14 protein-coding genes and 3 tRNA genes are annotated in these 15,647 nt (G+C 64.1%); 4 read left to right on the plus strand and 13 right to left on the minus strand.

Annotated elements, in window-relative coordinates:
• Positions 1-111: 111 nt before the first annotated feature.
• From CGS25_RS12530 to uvrY, 6 genes are all read right to left on the minus strand, one after another.
• A tRNA-Leu gene (locus CGS25_RS12530) sits at positions 112-198 on the minus strand.
• Positions 199-230: 32 nt separating this feature from the next.
• Positions 231-304, minus strand: a tRNA-Cys gene (locus CGS25_RS12535).
• 50 nt (positions 305-354) lie between these two features.
• Positions 355-430, minus strand: a tRNA-Gly gene (locus CGS25_RS12540).
• A 124-nt stretch (positions 431-554) separates the two neighbouring features.
• Complete coding sequence (gene pgsA, locus CGS25_RS12545) at positions 555-1,163, minus strand: CDP-diacylglycerol--glycerol-3-phosphate 3-phosphatidyltransferase (RefSeq protein ID WP_089031941.1); 609 nt, start codon at positions 1,161-1,163, stop codon at positions 555-557.
• A gap of 91 nt (positions 1,164-1,254) precedes the next feature.
• Positions 1,255-3,078 (minus strand): excinuclease ABC subunit UvrC, encoded by a 1,824-nt coding sequence (uvrC, locus tag CGS25_RS12550; protein ID WP_101675678.1) that lies wholly within the window; start codon positions 3,076-3,078, stop codon positions 1,255-1,257.
• Positions 3,079-3,176: 98 nt separating this feature from the next.
• The gene (gene uvrY, locus CGS25_RS12555) at positions 3,177-3,830 is read right to left on the minus strand and encodes a UvrY/SirA/GacA family response regulator transcription factor (RefSeq protein ID WP_101675679.1); all 654 of its coding nucleotides are present in this window, start codon (positions 3,828-3,830) and stop codon (positions 3,177-3,179) included.
• A gap of 226 nt (positions 3,831-4,056) precedes the next feature.
• On the opposite strand from uvrY, the gene CGS25_RS12560 reads away from it, so the two are divergent.
• From CGS25_RS12560 to CGS25_RS12570, 3 genes are read left to right on the plus strand one after another with little or no spacing between them, the layout of a single operon-like run.
• On the plus strand, positions 4,057-5,736 hold the full coding sequence (locus CGS25_RS12560) for a carbon starvation CstA family protein (protein ID WP_089031944.1): 1,680 nt from the start codon (positions 4,057-4,059) through the stop codon (positions 5,734-5,736).
• A gap of 11 nt (positions 5,737-5,747) precedes the next feature.
• Positions 5,748-6,017 carry a cory-CC-star protein gene (locus CGS25_RS12565; protein ID WP_089034485.1) on the plus strand — a complete coding sequence of 90 codons (270 nt, stop codon included), beginning with the start codon at positions 5,748-5,750 and terminating at the stop codon, positions 6,015-6,017.
• On the plus strand, positions 6,017-7,027 hold the full coding sequence (locus tag CGS25_RS12570; protein WP_101675680.1) for an ArsA family ATPase: 1,011 nt from the start codon (positions 6,017-6,019) through the stop codon (positions 7,025-7,027). The genes CGS25_RS12565 and CGS25_RS12570 overlap by 1 nt, the downstream gene beginning before the upstream one ends.
• On the opposite strand, the gene CGS25_RS12575 is transcribed toward CGS25_RS12570, so the two are convergent.
• On the minus strand, positions 7,017-7,454 hold the full coding sequence (locus CGS25_RS12575) for a PaaI family thioesterase (protein WP_101675681.1): 438 nt from the start codon (positions 7,452-7,454) through the stop codon (positions 7,017-7,019). The two genes, CGS25_RS12570 and CGS25_RS12575, sit on opposite strands and share 11 nt — an antisense overlap.
• A 123-nt stretch (positions 7,455-7,577) precedes the next feature.
• Here CGS25_RS12575 and CGS25_RS12580 point away from each other — a divergent pair, with 123 nt between their 5' ends.
• Entirely contained in the window at positions 7,578-8,264 is a 687-nt protein-coding gene (locus CGS25_RS12580; RefSeq protein WP_198588786.1) for a GntR family transcriptional regulator, read from the plus strand.
• Positions 8,265-8,273: 9 nt separating this feature from the next.
• Here the strand turns inward: CGS25_RS12580 and CGS25_RS12585 are convergent, their stop codons facing one another.
• The 6 genes from CGS25_RS12585 to CGS25_RS12610 all read right to left on the minus strand — a co-directional run bounded on the left by CGS25_RS12585 (position 8,274) and on the right by CGS25_RS12610 (position 15,626).
• Positions 8,274-9,827 (minus strand): long-chain-fatty-acid--CoA ligase, encoded by a 1,554-nt coding sequence (locus tag CGS25_RS12585; protein ID WP_101675682.1) that lies wholly within the window; start codon positions 9,825-9,827, stop codon positions 8,274-8,276.
• Between the two features lie 8 nt (positions 9,828-9,835).
• Entirely contained in the window at positions 9,836-10,816 is a 981-nt protein-coding gene (locus tag CGS25_RS12590) for a Bug family tripartite tricarboxylate transporter substrate binding protein (protein ID WP_089031948.1), read from the minus strand.
• Positions 10,817-10,854: 38 nt separating this feature from the next.
• On the minus strand, positions 10,855-12,006 hold the full coding sequence (locus CGS25_RS12595; RefSeq protein ID WP_101675683.1) for an acyl-CoA dehydrogenase family protein: 1,152 nt from the start codon (positions 12,004-12,006) through the stop codon (positions 10,855-10,857).
• Between the two features lie 77 nt (positions 12,007-12,083).
• On the minus strand, positions 12,084-12,908 hold the full coding sequence (locus CGS25_RS12600; protein ID WP_101675684.1) for an SDR family oxidoreductase: 825 nt from the start codon (positions 12,906-12,908) through the stop codon (positions 12,084-12,086).
• Positions 12,909-12,953: 45 nt separating this feature from the next.
• Positions 12,954-13,931 carry a Bug family tripartite tricarboxylate transporter substrate binding protein gene (locus tag CGS25_RS12605; protein ID WP_101675685.1) on the minus strand — a complete coding sequence of 326 codons (978 nt, stop codon included), beginning with the start codon at positions 13,929-13,931 and terminating at the stop codon, positions 12,954-12,956.
• A gap of 33 nt (positions 13,932-13,964) precedes the next feature.
• Positions 13,965-15,626 (minus strand): long-chain-fatty-acid--CoA ligase, encoded by a 1,662-nt coding sequence (locus CGS25_RS12610; protein WP_101675686.1) that lies wholly within the window; start codon positions 15,624-15,626, stop codon positions 13,965-13,967.
• Positions 15,627-15,647 lie beyond the last annotated feature (21 nt).

A 15,647-nucleotide genomic window follows, 5' to 3' on the forward strand; every position in this document is an offset into this window, starting at 1 on the left:
AGACGAAAGCATTAAACTACCAGAAAGCGCTTAATGGCGGCAATAAACCGGCGAGCGGGGGAACGGACCGGCATCACATTCGCCGAGCATGGCGGCGGCGAGGGAAAAGCATGGTGCCCGGGGCGGGACTTGAACCCGCACGACCCAAAGGTCAACGGATTTTAAGTCCGTTGCGTCTACCAATTTCGCCACCCGGGCGGAGGGAGGCTGTCATCTTGGGCGGGCTAAACTGGAGGCGCGGGTCGGAATCGAACCGGCGTATACGGAGTTGCAGTCCGCTGCATAACCACTCTGCCACCGCGCCGTTAACCTGGGAATAAAAAACCCCGGCATGAACCGAGGTTCTTTTAAATCTGGAGCGGGAAACGAGACTCGAACTCGCGACCCCAACCTTGGCAAGGTTGTGCTCTACCAACTGAGCTATTCCCGCTTTTTCATCGCCAGGATCACCCTGACGCGAAGCAGCATTCTACCCAAGCCCGGATCGCTGTCAACCCTGTTTTTTCAGCTTTTTCAGTACTTTGCCCCGATCGTGCCGGGCATCGCCGGCACCCTCAGGGGCGCCGGCGCGGGGCCGCCCGGAACTGCGGCGCCGCGGCGCGCAGGTAGCGCAGCATCGACCACAACGTCAGCGCCGTGGCCACGTACAGGCAGGCATAGGCCAGCCACAACAGAGCGGTCATCTCCACGCTTCCACTGACCATGTGCGCCGGTTTGAGCCCCAGCAGCATGGTGATCGCCACCATCTGCGCCACCGTTTTGATCTTGCCCATGGAACTGACCGCCACCTTGGAGCGCTGCCCCAGCTCGGCCATCCACTCACGCAGCGCCGACACGGTGATTTCCCGGGAAATGATCACCATGGCCGGCACCACCATCCAGATGGTCGCATGCACTTGCACCAGCATCACCAGTGCCACCGCCACGATCAGTTTGTCCGCCACCGGGTCAAGAAAAGCACCGAACGGGCTGGTCTGGTTGAGCTTGCGGGCCAGGTAGCCGTCCAGCCAGTCGGTCAGGCCGGCGGCCAGGAACAATGCGGAGGCGAGCACGTCGCTCCACTTGAACGGCAGATAAAACACCACCACCAGCACCGGAATGGTCGCCACGCGAATCAGCGTGATGATATTGGGAAGTGTCAGAATGCGTGCGTGCTTGGACATGAATGCCTTGTCAGCCGGAGCGGGAAGAAAGCGAGTATAGCGGAAATGGCGGCGCGTCTCATGATCCCCGCCCGCCCACCGCCGGGCCTCGCTACTCGTGGAACCAATTGTACAGCGTGTCGGCGGTCTGGGCGTTAATGCCCTCGACCCGGGCGAGTTCCTCCCGGGAGGCGTTACGCAGTTGTTTGAGGCCGCCAAAATGGTTGAGCAGCGCCTTGCGGCGTTTCGGCCCCACCCCGGGGATGTCCTCCAGGCCGGAGCGCCGCGCCTTGCCGCGCCGGGCACGATGGCCGGTAATCGCGAACCGGTGCGCCTCGTCGCGAACCTGTTGTAGCAAGTGCAAGGCGGCACTGGCCGGGCCAGGCACCAGTTCGCGCCCGTCCGGCAGGTACAGCACCTCCAGGCCGGGGCGGCGGCTAGGCCCCTTGCCAATGCCCATCACCAGCATCTGGTTATCCAATTGCAGTGCCTGCACCACGTCGAAGGCTCGCTGCATCTGGCCCTTACCGCCGTCGATCAACAGCAGGTCCGGGAGCTTGCCTTCTTCTTTCACGACCCGCTGATAGCGGCGGCGCACCGCCTCTTCGAGGGCTTGATAGTCATCGCCGCCGATGTCCGGGGTGACATTGAAACGGCGGTAATCGGTCTTCCGGGCGCCGTGCTGATCGAACACCACGCAGGAGGCCACCGCCCGCTCGCCGCCGGTGTGGCTGATGTCGAAACATTCGATCCGGCGCAGCGGCGCGTCCGCCTCCAGCAGTGTCTCCAGGCCATGGAAGCGCTGTTCCAAATGCTGCCGCGCGGCAAGGTCGGCGAGCAGGGATTGTTCGGCGTTGGCCCGTGCCATGTTCAGCCAGGCCTGGCGCTCGCCGCGCACCCGCGAGGCCAGCCGGATGCGCCGCCCCAGGTGGCTCTGCAAGGCCTCCTGCAAGGCGGCCTGACCGGGCAGCTCGCCAGGCAGCACGATTTCCTTGGGGATCGACTGGTCATCGCGCTCGCCCAGGTAATACTGGCTCAGGAACGCCTCCAGAATCTCATCACTGTCCTCTTCGCCACGGGTCTCCGGGCGGAAGCTGCGATGGCCCAGGATGCGCCCCTGGCGCACCATCAGCACCTCGACCACCGCCAGACCATGGCGGGCCTGCACCGCCACCGCGTCCACATCGCCGCCGCGATCGCTCTCCACGTGCTGTTTTTGCTGCACCGCCTGGATCGCCGCCAGTTGGTCGCGCAATTCCGCGGCGCGCTCGAACTCCAGCCCGAGCGAGGCCTGTTCCATTTCCCGGGTCAGCCGGTCACTCACCTGGCGGCTGCGCCCGGACAGGAAATCCATCGCCATCTGCACCTGGGCGGCGTAGTCCTCTTCACTCACCAATTCCACGCACGGCGCCGTGCAGCGACGAATCTGATACTGCAAGCAGGGGCGCGTGCGGTTGCGGAAAAAGCTGTCCCGGCAGTTGCGCACCCGGAACACTTTTTCCACCAGCGCCAGCGTCTCGCGCACGCTGCCGGCGCTGGGATAGGGCCCGAAGTAGCGGGCCCCGGGGCGGCGCTTGCCACGGTGAAAGGTAATGCGCGGATAGCGGTCCGCGGTGGTGATCTTGATATAGGGGTAAGATTTGTCGTCGCGCAGCAGAATGTTGTAAGGCGGCCGCAGGGATTTGATCAGCGATTGCTCAAGCAGCAGCGCCTCCGCTTCACTGCCGGTGACGGTGGTTTCCACCGCGGCGATGCGGGCCACCAGGGCGCGCGTCTTGGCGCCGGTGACGTTACTCTGGAAATAGCTGCCCAGGCGTGCGCGCAAATCCCGCGCCTTGCCCACGTACAGCACCTGGCCGTCGGCATCGAGCATCCGATAGACACCGGGTTTGCGGGCGCAATGGGCCAGAAATTGCTTGGCGTCGAACTGAGACAAAAGAACTCCGGGCGGTCGGGTGACTGGCTGCGAGCCCCGGATAGGATGGCCACCGGCGGCTGTCTGTCAAGCCTTTCAGCGCCGCCGCCCGGCGGTGATCAGGCCGGATTCAGCTCGTTGGCATCCACCAGGCCGTGACGCACCGCCACCAGGGCCATTTCCACGTCACTGCTGATGCCCAGTTTATCGAAAATACGGTACCGATAGGTATTGACGGTTTTCGGCGACAGACAGAGCTGATCGGCCACATCCTGCACTTTATGGCAGTTGACGATCAGGATCATGATTTGCAGTTCACGCTCGGAGAGCAACTCCAGCGGCGCCGCGCTGGCCGCCGCGAACGGACGCAGCGCCATGGTCTGGGCGATTTCCGGGCTGATGTAGCGCTGTCCGGTGTGCACCATGCGGATCGCCCGCAGCATTTCCTCCAGATCAGCGCCCTTGGTCAGGTAACCGGCGGCACCGGCCTGCATCAGCCGCGACGGGAAAGGTTCGTCCTCGCACACGGTCACCGCGATCACCCGCAGGCCATCGTCCTGGCGCAACATGCGTCGGGTCGCCTCGAGCCCGCCAATGCCGGGCATCTTAATGTCCATCAGCACCACATCCGGGTTGAGCTCCTTGGCCATGGTGACCGCCTGCTCACCCGATTCCGCCTGCCCGACGATACGGATTCCTTCCTGATCGCCCAGAATACGGGCGATGCCCGTTCTTACCAGATCGTGGTCATCGACCACCAATACCTTGATCATGACAAATCTCCCCCACTTGGCATCCCTGACAGTGGTTATCGTTATGGTACCTCGCCGGGCCGGTGTGACCGGACACCGCCGACGCCGCTAACAAGCCTAGCGCGCCACCGCTTCGCTGCCTAGGGAGTTCGCCAGACGTTAGTCGCATTGACGCCCGCTTTCCGCGGGAGTAAATCTGTGCACAGTGGCAAAAGGCGACGAATAAGGACAAGACAAGGACAAGACAATGAGTGCAATCCTGCTCCTGGTACTGGGCCTGGGCGGTATGGCCGCCGGCTATTTTTTCTATTCCCGGTTTATCTCCAAGGCCATCTACAAGCTTGATCCGGATTTCCAGACCCCGGCCCACGAGTTCGAGGACGGGGTCGATTTCGTGCCCACCAATAAATTCGTGCTGTGGGGTCACCACTTTACTTCGGTGGCCGGCGCGGCGCCCATTGTCGGCCCGGCCATCGCGGTGATCTGGGGCTGGCTGCCGGCGTTTCTGTGGGTGGTGTTCGGCACCATCTTCTTCGCTGGCATCCACGACAGCGGCGCGATCTGGGCCAGTGTGCGCAACCGCGCCCAATCGGTGGGCTCACTCACCGGCGTGGTGGTGGGTGGCCGCGCCCGAGGCGTGTTCATGATCGTCATCTTCCTGGTGCTGCTGATGGTCAACGCGGTGTTCGGGGTGGTGATCGCCAGGCTGCTGATCAAGAACCCCGGCGCGGTGGTGCCGGTGTGGGGCGCGATCGCCGTGGCGCTGGTGATCGGCCAGTTGATCTACCGCCGCAAGATGAACCTGGCGCTGGTCTCGGTGGTCGGCGTGGTGGCCTTGTACGCGCTCATCTATGTCGGCCCCTCGGTGCCGATCAGTCTGCCGGAAAGCACTTTGGGCCTGTCCGCCAACGCCGCCTGGATTCTGATTCTGTTCGCCTACGCCGCGGTCGCCTCGTTGCTGCCGGTGTGGATGCTGCTGCAGCCCCGCGACTACATCAATGGCCTGCAGCTTTTTGTCGGACTGATCCTGCTGTACGCCGCGGTTCTGATCGCCAACCCCCTAGTGGTGGCGCCGATGATCAACTTCGGCGTGCCCGAGAACACGCCGTCGATGATTCCCTTGCTGTTCGTGACCATCGCCTGTGGCGCCATCTCCGGGTTCCATGGGCTGGTGGCGTCCGGCACCACCTCAAAACAGCTCAATAAGGAAACCGACGCCCGTTTCGTGGGCTATTTCGGTGCCGTCGGCGAAGGGGCTCTGGCCCTGGCGGCGATCATCGCCGCCACCGCCGGTTTCGCCACGCTGTCCGACTGGCAGGCGGTCTATTCCGCCTTCGGCCAGGGCGGCGTGCAGGCGTTCGTGGACGGCGGCGCGACGATTCTCAGCGCCGGAACCGGCCTGGACGCGGCCGTCGCCGGCACCATGCTCACGGTGATGGCGGCGCTGTTCGCCGGCACCACCATGGACACCGGCTTGCGTCTGCAACGCTATATTTTCCAGGAATGGGGCGAAATCTATAACATCGGCTGGATGCGCAAGGCGTTCCCGGCCACCGCCCTGGCAGTGTTCAGCTGCCTGGTGCTGGCGTTCGGCGCCGGTGGCGCGGACGGCTCCGGCGGCCTGATGATCTGGCCGTTGTTCGGCACCACCAACCAGTTGCTGGCCGGCCTCACCCTGCTGGTGATTACGGTGATGCTGGTGCGCCGTGGCCGGCCCACCTTCTACACGCTGGGGCCGCTGGTGTTTCTGCTGGTGATGACGCTGGCCGCCCTGTTGCTGCAGGTAAAAAGCTTCTACCTTCAGGAAAACTGGTTCCTGCTCGGCCTGGATCTGGTGGTGCTGGTGGCGGCGATCCTGGTGACCCTGGAATGCGCCGCCGCGCTGCGCCGCCAGAAGCGGCTGCGCGAGGAGGAAGTCAATTCGTGAGCGCACCGCGCATCGTTGGCAAGCTCAAGCACTGGTACCAGCGCGCCGGCGACCTGGGGGCGGAGTATTACAACGCCCCCTACCGCGCCGCCATCGCCCGGGCGCGGCGTGATGAAGACGATCTGCTGATGCTGATGGTGTTCGCGGAAAGTCTCGGCATTCCCAACCCGGCCAGCTGGTACACCCTGGAGTTGCAACCGCTGCTGATGGACCGTTTCCATGAGTGGCACCGCCGCATGGGCATGCCGCACTCGCCGCTCGACCAGTTCCGCTGTTGCTGATGACGTCACTGGATCTGAACACGCTTCTGGATCAACGCCGATTGCTGATGGTGGGCGGCAAAGGCGGGGTCGGCAAAACCACTGTGTCCTCCGCCCTGGCGCTCGCCGCCGCCGGCCGCGACCGCCGCGTTTTGCTGGTCTCCACCGATCCCGCCCACAGCCTCGCGGACGCCTTTGACCGGGAAATCGGCGATCACCCCACCAAGCTGGCCGCCAACCTGACCGCGCTGGAGATCGATCCGGACCAGGAAGTGGATCAACATCTGGAGCGGGTGCGGGCGCAGATGGCCCGTTACGCCGGTGCCGACCAGCGCCCGGAATTGGAACGCCAGTTGCGCCTCAGCCGGCAATCCCCCGGCGCCCAGGAGGCCGCGTTGCTGGAGCGCATCGGCCGCTTGATCGTCGACGAGAGCGCGCGCTACGACCTGATCGTGTTCGACACCGCCCCCACCGGCCATACGCTGCGGCTGCTCAGCCTGCCGGAGATCATGGCCGCCTGGACCGAAGGTCTGCTGAAACAAAACCGCCGTGGCGATCAGCTTGGCAAGGTGCTCGCGCACCTGACCCCGGGCCGCGATCTGGACAGCCCACTCAGTGAGCCGGAGCACCATGAGCTGGCCGGTCTGGATGATCGCGCCCGCGCCCTGGCCGCCCCGCTGTTGGAACGGCAGCGGCGCTTTCATCGCGCTCGCCGCCATCTGGCGGACCCGCAACACAGCGCCTTCCTATTCGTGCTGACACCGGAGCGACTGCCAATTCTGGAAACGGAACGGGCGGTGGCCAGCCTTCACGACGCTGGCATTCCGGTGGCCGGCGCGATCATCAACCGGGTGCTGCCGGATCAGCTGGAAGGAGAGTTTTTCCGCGCCCGCCACCAGCGCGAACAGCGCTTGTTGGAAGAAATCCAGCAGCGCCTGGGCCGGTTGCCACGCCGGCAGGTGCCGCTGCTCAGCGACGACATTCAGGGCGTCGATGCGTTACAGCGCTTCGCCACGCTGCTCAGCCGTTAGCCGCCCGCGAATACACGTCCGCTTCCTTAAGCATGAAAGTGCCACGTCCGGTGGCCAGCTTGCGGCCCTGTTGATCGAGAACGTCCGCGTTGCCCACCACCACGGTGCGGCCAGCCTTGACGATCTCGCCGCGAGCGATGATCACACCCGGGCCTGACGGGCGCAAAAAGCTGACGTTCAGATCCACCGTGAGCGGCCCGCTGTCGCGCTGGCACACGGCGCGAGCGCAACTGCCGAGTACCGTGTCGATCAGCACGCAATAAATGCCCCCATGCACCATGCCGTAGGACTGCAACAGATTGGCCGTTATCGGCAGTTGAATCTCCACCGCGCCGTCGTCACGTACCCAGTTCACCGCCACCCCCAGGTGCTGGCGAAACGGATTGCCCCGGTTCCAGCGTTTTTCGTCCTCTGTGGTCCAAGCCATGGTGGTCGATTATCCTCCGCGTCAATGAAAAGAACGGCCTCGCCTGCCGAGCCGCGCATTGTATACTGTATACAGAAAATGACACACTCGCCGGCACCACCGGCACCAGCTTCAGAGGTCTCGATGCCCAGCCCGAAAAAAACGCCCTTCGCCCCGGTCCGCCGCCGCTCAATGGAAGAAGAGCTGTATTTGCAGATGCGCGAAGCGATTCTCAGCGGCGACATCGCCGGCGGCGAACGTCTGGTGCAAGAAGACATCGCCGGACGCTTCGGCACCAGCCGTATCCCGGTGCGCGATGCGCTGCGGCGTCTGGAAGCGGACGGCCTGGTGGAAACCGATGCGCGCGGCGTATACAGCGTCTCGCGCTTCGGCGTGGAAGACCTGAAAGAAACCTACAGCCTTCGCGAACTGCTTGAGGGGCATGTGGTGGCACACGCCTGCGCCCAGCTCAGCGACCAGGACCTGAACGAACTGGAGCAGTTGCAGCGCGACATGGATCAGGCCCAACAGGACGGCGACGCCGAGGCCTATGTGGCCCTCAATCAGCGTTTCCACCGAGCCTTGTACGACGCCGCCAACCAGCCCCGGGCGCAGAAAATCATTATGTCCCTGTGGCTGGGCATGCCGCCGCTGACGCCGATCACCATCGAGAATCGCATGGCGGAATCCAGCCAGGAGCACTGGACTATCCTCAAGGCCCTGCGCGCCGGCGACGCGGAAGGCGCCGCCCACGCCATGCGCGCGCACATCGCCACCGCTGGGCGCGCCCTGCTCGAACACGTCGGCACCGGCGGCGTCAGCCTGCGCTGAAGCGCGCCGTTACAGCCGCGCCGGGCGGTCCTTCCAATAGGGCTCGCGCAAAACGTGCTTGAGCACCTTGCCCGGCCCCGACAGGGGCAGTTCCTGGCGAAACTCCACCGACCGGGGGCATTTATAGCCGGCCAGCTCGGCGCGGCAGAACCCGGTCAGAGTGGCTTCATCCACCGCCATGCCAGCGCGCGCCACCACCACCGCGTGCACGCTTTCGCCCCAGGTTGGGTGGGGAATCCCGATCACCGCGCAGGCGGCCACCGCCGGGTGGCGCGCCAGGATGTTCTCCACTTCCGCGCAATACACGTTTTCGCCGCCACTGACGATCATGTCCTTCAATCGATCGACGATATAGATGTAGCCCTGCTCATCCATGTAGCCGCCGTCGCCGGTGTGCAACCATCCATCGCGCAGGGCCTCGGCGGTGGCCTCCGGCTTATTCCAGTAGCCCTGCATGATGTTGTCGCCCCGTGCGATCACCTCGCCCACCGTGCCGCGCGGCACCTCGGTGCCCTGCCCGTCGACGATGCGCACCTCCAGCCCCCAGCCGGCACGGCCGGCGGAACGCACCAGGCCGTTGCGCAACGCCTCGCCCTGGTGGTTGCGCCAGGGGTTCACGGTAATCACCGGGGCCGCCTCGGTCATGCCGTAGGACTGGGTAAAGCGGGTCATGGGCAACGCCGCCATGGCGCGCTCCAGCAACGCCTGGGAGATGGGCGAGGCGCCGTAGGTGAGAGTCTGCAGGCTGCTCAGGTCGTAGTCCGTGAACGTCGGATCGTCCAGCAACATCTGGATCATGCTCGGCACCAGCACCGCATCGGTGACGCCCTCACGGGCGATGCTGCCCAGAACCGCCTCGACGCGAAACGCCGGCAGCACCACCGCGGTGCCGCCGACGATCAATTGGCTGACCACCTTGCCGAGCCCGGCGGTGTGAAACAGCGGTACCGTCAGCAGCGTGACAAAACGCTCCGGCGGATCGGTTTCCGCCAGCCGGCCAATCGCCGACGCCCACAAGTTACTGTGCGAGAGCATCACCCCCTTGGGGAAGCCGGTGGTGCCGCCGGTGTACAGAATCACCGCCAGATGGTCGCCGCCGAAGCGGCCATCCGCCACCGGCCGCGCCGCTGCCAGCCAGGTCTCGTAGCTCAGCAGCCCCGCCGGCGTCGGCAGCTCGCCGACATGGACAATGCGCTCCAGTGCCGGGCACGCCGCCCGCAGCTCCTCCACCATGGGCAGGAAAGTGTCGTCCACCAGCAGCCAGCGGGCACCGCTGTCGTTGATCGAATAGATCATCTCCCGGGCGCTCCAGCGGGTATTCACCGCGTTGGCCACCAAGCCGCCCCACCAGAGGCCGAGGAAATACTCCAGATGCTGGCTGCCATTCAGCGCCAGCATGGCGACCCGATCACCGGGGCGCGCGCCCAAATCCTCAAGGGCGCCGGCGAGACGGGCGCAGCGCTCCGCCAGCTTCTCATAAGTGATTCGCCGCCCTTCGCAGATCACCGCGTCACGCTGCGGGAATTGCTGCACCGCCCGGTGCAAACCCTGGGTCAAATACATTGCTCACCTCAGTCCAGGGACACCCCGGAAGACTTGATGATGCCGGCCCAGAGATCGTTGTCCCTGGCCACCAACGGCTGAAATTCCGTGTAGGGCACGCCTTTCATTCGCAACGTCAGCTTGCCCATGCGTTCCACCACCGTGGGGTCATTGGCGGCGTCCACCACCGCCTCGGAGATCGTGCTGACCAGCGGTTCGGGCATCCCGGCAGGGCCAAAAATGCCAAACCACCCGGAATAATCCATGCGCTCGAAGCCCTGCTCTTTGAACGTCGGCACATCGGGCAGCGCCGCCATGCGATCTGGCCCGGTGACACCGAGGGCGCGCAAACGGCCATCCTCGATCAGTGCCAATGCCCCTTTGCCGGACATGATCACCATCGGAATCTGGCCGGCGAGCAATTCATTCACCGACGGCGCTTCGCCCCGGAACGCCACATGAATCATGTCCAGGCCCAACTGCTCGGCAAACACATGCCCATACATGTGCCCGCTGGAACCGGCACCGTAGGTGCCATAGACCGCCTTGTCCGGATGATCGCGAACGTACTCGGCGAATTCCTTCGGGGTCGACACCGGGGTACTGGCCTTGACCACCATCACCAGGCTGGCGCTGCCGGTGCCAGCAATCGGCGTCAGCGTGTTGATCGGATCGGCGAGAGCCTCTTTATAAAGATGCGGCGCCTGAATCACCGCGGTGTTGGGCAGCAATAAGGTGTAGCCATCCGGCTTTGCCTCGCCGACGTACTCCGTGGCGATCATGCCAGCGGCGCCGGACCGGTTGTCGATCACCACCGGCACGCTCCAGCGTTGCGAAAGCTTCTCACCCAGTATCCTGGCCATCACATCATTGGCGCCGCCAGGCGGGTAAGGCACCACGATACGAACGGTATCCTGCGGGTACTCCGCCAGCGCTGGCGCGCTGAGCAGCGCGCCGATCACAAAGGTCAGGGCGCCCACAAAGCCGGATAAGTAATTTGTTTTTTTCATCACCGTCTCCTTGGAAATAAGGGGTCACCAGCGGCGCGTCAGCCGGCTTCACGAATCATGTTGCGAGCGATCACCAGCTGCTGGATCTGGCTGGTGCCTTCATAGATGCGGAACAGACGCACGTCACGATAAAACCGCTCGATGCCGTACTCGGTCATGTAGCCGGCGCCGCCGTGAATCTGTACCGCCCGGTCCGCCACCCGGCCACACATCTCCGAGGCATAGAGCTTGCAACAGGAGGCCTCGGTGCTGACATTCTCACCCAGGTCGCGACGGCGCGCCGCGTCCATCACCATGCAACGGGCGGCGTAAAGCTCTGTACGGCTGTCCGCCAGCATCGCCTGCACCAGCTGAAAATCGGCGATGCGCTCGCCAAACTGCTTGCGCTCCATGGCGTAGTTCAAGGCATCGTTGAGCATCCGTTCCGCCACGCCCACGCAAATCGCGGCGATATGAATACGGCCCTTATCCAGCACTTTCATCGCCGTCTTGAAGCCCACTCCCGGCTTGCCGCCGATAATATTGCGCGCCGGAACGCGGCAATCCTCGAACACCACGTCGCAGGTGTGCGCGCCACGCTGGCCCATCTTGCGGTCCGGCTTGCCGAGACTGATCCCCGGCGTGTCCGCCTCAACAATAAACGCGGAGATGCCAGCGGCGCCCGGGGTGCCGGGATCGGTGCGCGCCATCAGCGTAAAGATGCCGGCGCCCGGCGCATTGGTGATAAACCGCTTGGTGCCGTTGATCACGTAATCCTCGCCGTCGAGCACCGCCGAGGTGCGCAGTGAAGCGGCGTCGGAGCCCGCCTCCGGCTCGGTGAGCGCGAACGAGGCCATGATCTCGCCGCTGGCCAGGCGCGGCAGATAGCGCTCTTTCTGTTCATCGCTGCCATCCATCAGAATGCCCTGCGAGCCGATGCCCACGGTGGTGCCGAACAGGGAGCGGAACGCCGGCGAGGTCTTGCCCATTTCAATCATCACCAGGGCCTCTTCCTCCATGGTGACGCCGAGGCCGCCGTATTGCTCCGGAATGGTCAAGCCAAACAGACCGATCGCCTTCATCTCGGCGACAAGGTCCTCGGGAATGGCATCGTGTTCGGCGACCCACTCTTCGTTGGGCACCAGACGTTCACGGACAAAACGGCTGATGGTGTCCAACAGCGCGTTCATGGTGTCTTGGTCACGGATCATTGTTTCTCTCCTGCCCGCTTCGCGGGTGTGCGGTGCCCGGGCCGGCTCCTGGCCCGGGCCAATGAAGAAAAGCGCGCTCAGCCGCCGGCCAGCGCGTCGCTGAAATCGCGGCCACCGGCCAGCGAGCTGCCGCCGTCCACGGTCAGCACCGAGCCGGTCACATAGCTGGCCAGCGGCGAGCACAGCATCAACGCCATGTTGGCGACTTCCTCTTTGCGCCCCAGCCGTCCCAACGGCACGCTCGCTTCCATTTGCTCAAGCGCCTGCTCACTGGGCGCCAGACGCTGAATGCCCTCGGTGTCACCAATCGGCCCCGGCACCAGGGAGTTCACGCGAATGCCGTCCGCGCCCCATTCCATCGCCAATACCCGGGTGATCATGTCGACTCCGGCCTTGGCCGCGCAGGCGTGTACCTGGTAGCGGGTCGGGTTGAAGGCCTGCGGCGCGGAAATGTTCAGTACCGCGGCGCCGGGCTTGCGCAGATAGGGGTGCGCGGTACGGATCACATTGAAGGTGCCGAGCAAATCGATGTCGACCACGGTTTTGAAGCCATTCGCGGACATGCCCAGGGCCGGCGCCACGAAGTTGCCGGCGGCCCCGGAAATCAAAACGTCGATGTCGCCGAACCGCGAGTGCGCCTGTTGCAATGCGCGCTCCACCGCCGCCGCGTCGCGCACATCGGCGCTGCATCCAGCGGCGTCGCCACCGTCAGCACCAATGCCTTCCACCGCGCGTTCGACGCGGTCCGCCGAACGGCTGATGATAAACACCCTGGCGCCACCGGCGGCGAAGGCTTCGGCGATGGCCAGGTTAATGCCACTGCTGCCACCGGCAACGAACACATGGTGCCCAGCGTACCAGCGCGGCAACGCCTCGTTCACGGCCTGTGCCTGATTGCTCATGGAATGCCTCCTCCCGGCGCGGCCGCATTAATGGCCGCACGCGAATCAATGAATGGTGATGCCGGTCTCGGCGATCAGGTTGCCCCAGGTCTTCATGTCCTCGCGCACCACCTCGGCAAAGGCATCCGAGCGACTGCCCACCGGCGTCAGACCCAAGCGCGTCAGTAACTCCGAAGTCTTTTCGTCCTGAACAATGTCGGACACTTCCTTGGAAAGCTTGTCACGCACGTTGTCATCAATGCCCGCCGGCGCCAGCAGACCAAACCAGCCATAGGCATCAAAGCCTGAGTAGCCGAGTTCTTTCAGGGTCGGCACTTCCGGTTGCGTGGAAAGCCGATCACTGCCGGTCACCGCCAGCACCCGGAAGGCACCGGTGTCCAGCTGCGAGCGCGCCGAAGCGGCATCGATGATGGCGACACGCACCTGTTTGCCCAGTAACGCATTGAGCAAGGGCGCGGCACCAGGATAGGGAATGTGCAGCAGATCCATGCCGGTCTGCTTATTCAGGTATTCGGCATAGATATGGCTTGAAGTGCCCATGCCGTAGTTGCCCATTTCGTATTCGCCGGGGTTGTCCTTGACCCGTTTGACCAGCTCCTCGAAGGTCTTCACCGGCATGTCGTCGGTGACCACGATCAGATTCTGCGAGCGGGCCACTTCCGAGATCGGCGTGAAATCGCGCACCGGATCGTAGTGAAGATTTTCGAACAGGGCCGGCGCCTGGGTGATGAAATTAATGCCGAACAGCAAGGTGTAGGGGTCGCCCTTGGCCTTGGCCACCTGGGTGTTGCCAATATTGCCGCTGGCGCCGGCGCGGTTGTCCACCACCACCGGCACCTCCCAACGGTCGGACAGTTCCAGGGCCACCGCCCGGGCCAGCGTGTCGGTGGCGCCGCCTGGCGGGTACGGCACGATAAAGCTGATCTCGCGCTGCGGGTAGGAATCCGCCTGTGCCACGCACCAGGGCAAAAGAAAGAACAATGTGCAAAGCAGGGGCTTCAAGGCCCGGATTGTTATTGGCATGTTGTCACCTTTGATTGTGGGTTCGAAAACGGATCAGGCTAGCCGGTGCTCCTCTTGGATCTGTCTCCAGAGCACTTTGCCGGCGCCGGATTTGGGCAGCGAATCGACGAATACCACCCGCCGGGGCGCTTTATAGACCGCCATCTTTTGCCGCGCCCAATCAATGATTTGTTGCTCGCTGACCTGGCCGGCGGGCCCCTCCTTGAGCACGATCACCGCCTCGACCCGTTCGCCGCTTTTTTCATCGGGAACCGAAATCACGCAGGCCTCTCGCACCGCCGGGTGGTGATACATGAAGTTTTCGATCTCCGCCGGCCAGACCTTGTAACCGGACACGCTGATCATTCGCTTGAGCCGGTCGACCAGGAAGAAATAGCCGTCCTCGTCGCGGTAGGCGAGATCGCCGGTGCGAAAGAAGCGCAGCCCGTCGCGTTGCAGAAACGCCTCGCGGTTGGCCTGATCGTTGTTCCAGTAGCCGTGCATGACCTGCTCGCCATGGGTGATCAGCTCGCCCACCTCGCCATCGGGCAGCGGCTCGCCGGTCTCCGGGTCCACCACCCTGGAGAGCACGCCGAACGTGGCCACGCCGAGACACTGGCGTTTGTTCCGCGAGACCGGATTGGCGTGCAAAAAGGCGGCGGTTTCAGTGAGGCCGTAGGATTCGTTGAAGGTGATGCCGTGGTCGTCGCTGAGGGTGCGCGCGACCGCTTCGGGCATCGCCGCGCCGCCACCGAAAATCAGCGTCAGGCTGGTAAGATCAAAGGCGGTCAAATCCTGCTTGGCGAAGAAATCCATGATCATCGCCGGCGGCGCGCCCCAGATATTGACCCGCCAGCGCTGAATCAGATCCGCCGCCAGGTCGCGGTCCCAACGGGGCATGATGACACTGGTGGCGCCGAGCATGATCGGCAGGTTCATGGAACTTTGCAGGCCGAGCATATGAAACATCGGCGCCACCGACAGAAACACGCATTCGGCGTTCAGGGCCCGCCACACCGACGACGCATAGATGGCGGTCATCAGATTGCGGTGATCAAGCAGGCAGCCCTTCGGCGTGCCGGTGGTCCCGGAGGTGTAAGGCAGCACACAGAGCTGATCATTGGCAAAGCGCTCGGCGCTGGCGCTGGCTTTCATTGCCAGGGCATCACGCCACGGCACCAGCGCCGGATCGTCGATCGCCCGCGCCGGGGCGCGCACCCAGCCCGGGGTGCTGTCGTTGTCCACATCGCCCAGGTAGTCGCTGTAACTGTGCAGCACCACCCGGTGTAGCCGCTCCGCATCCATGCAGGGGCGCACTTGCGAATACAACTCCTGGGCGCAGAACGCGACCCGCGCGCCACTGTCGCCCACGTAGTGGTCCAACTCGGCGCTGGTGCTCATCGCGTTCACCGGCACCACCGCCGCGCCGAGGCTGACCGTGGCGTAAAAGGCGATGACGAACTGCGGGCAGTTCTGGCTCAGTAGCAGAACCCGGTCTCCGCGCACCACACCACAGTGTTGCTGCAGGAAGCCGGCCATCGCCCGCACCTGACCGAGCAGATCGCGATACGTGAGCACGCCGTCGTAGAACACCAGGGCGGCACGTTCCGGAAAGCGGCGCGCCGCGGCCTCGAGATTCTCGCCCAGCGTCAGCGATGGCACCGTCAGCCGCGCAGGCATGCCTTTGGGGAAAAATCGCGCATCGGGGGAATCCATCCTGCCTCCTGTTATTGTTGT

The sequence above is a fragment of the Alloalcanivorax mobilis genome, from assembly GCF_002864685.1.
In the GTDB taxonomy this organism is placed as follows: Bacteria; Pseudomonadota; Gammaproteobacteria; order Pseudomonadales; family Alcanivoracaceae; genus Alloalcanivorax; species Alloalcanivorax mobilis.

Coding starts and splice junctions, on each gene's coding strand:
- pgsA (WP_089031941.1), bottom strand. CDS start 1,163: ATGTCCAAGCACGCACGCATTCTGACACTTCCCAATATCATCACGCTG.
- uvrY (WP_101675679.1), bottom strand. CDS start 3,830: ATGATCAAGGTATTGGTGGTCGATGACCACGATCTGGTAAGAACGGGC.
- CGS25_RS12560 (WP_089031944.1), top strand. CDS start 4,057: ATGAGTGCAATCCTGCTCCTGGTACTGGGCCTGGGCGGTATGGCCGCC.
- CGS25_RS12570 (WP_101675680.1), top strand. CDS start 6,017: ATGACGTCACTGGATCTGAACACGCTTCTGGATCAACGCCGATTGCTG.
- CGS25_RS12575 (WP_101675681.1), bottom strand. CDS start 7,454: ATGGCTTGGACCACAGAGGACGAAAAACGCTGGAACCGGGGCAATCCG.
- CGS25_RS12580 (WP_198588786.1), top strand. CDS start 7,578: ATGCCCAGCCCGAAAAAAACGCCCTTCGCCCCGGTCCGCCGCCGCTCA.
- CGS25_RS12585 (WP_101675682.1), bottom strand. CDS start 9,827: ATGTATTTGACCCAGGGTTTGCACCGGGCGGTGCAGCAATTCCCGCAG.
- CGS25_RS12590 (WP_089031948.1), bottom strand. CDS start 10,816: ATGAAAAAAACAAATTACTTATCCGGCTTTGTGGGCGCCCTGACCTTT.
- CGS25_RS12595 (WP_101675683.1), bottom strand. CDS start 12,006: ATGATCCGTGACCAAGACACCATGAACGCGCTGTTGGACACCATCAGC.
- CGS25_RS12600 (WP_101675684.1), bottom strand. CDS start 12,908: ATGAGCAATCAGGCACAGGCCGTGAACGAGGCGTTGCCGCGCTGGTAC.
- CGS25_RS12605 (WP_101675685.1), bottom strand. CDS start 13,931: ATGCCAATAACAATCCGGGCCTTGAAGCCCCTGCTTTGCACATTGTTC.
- CGS25_RS12610 (WP_101675686.1), bottom strand. CDS start 15,626: ATGGATTCCCCCGATGCGCGATTTTTCCCCAAAGGCATGCCTGCGCGG.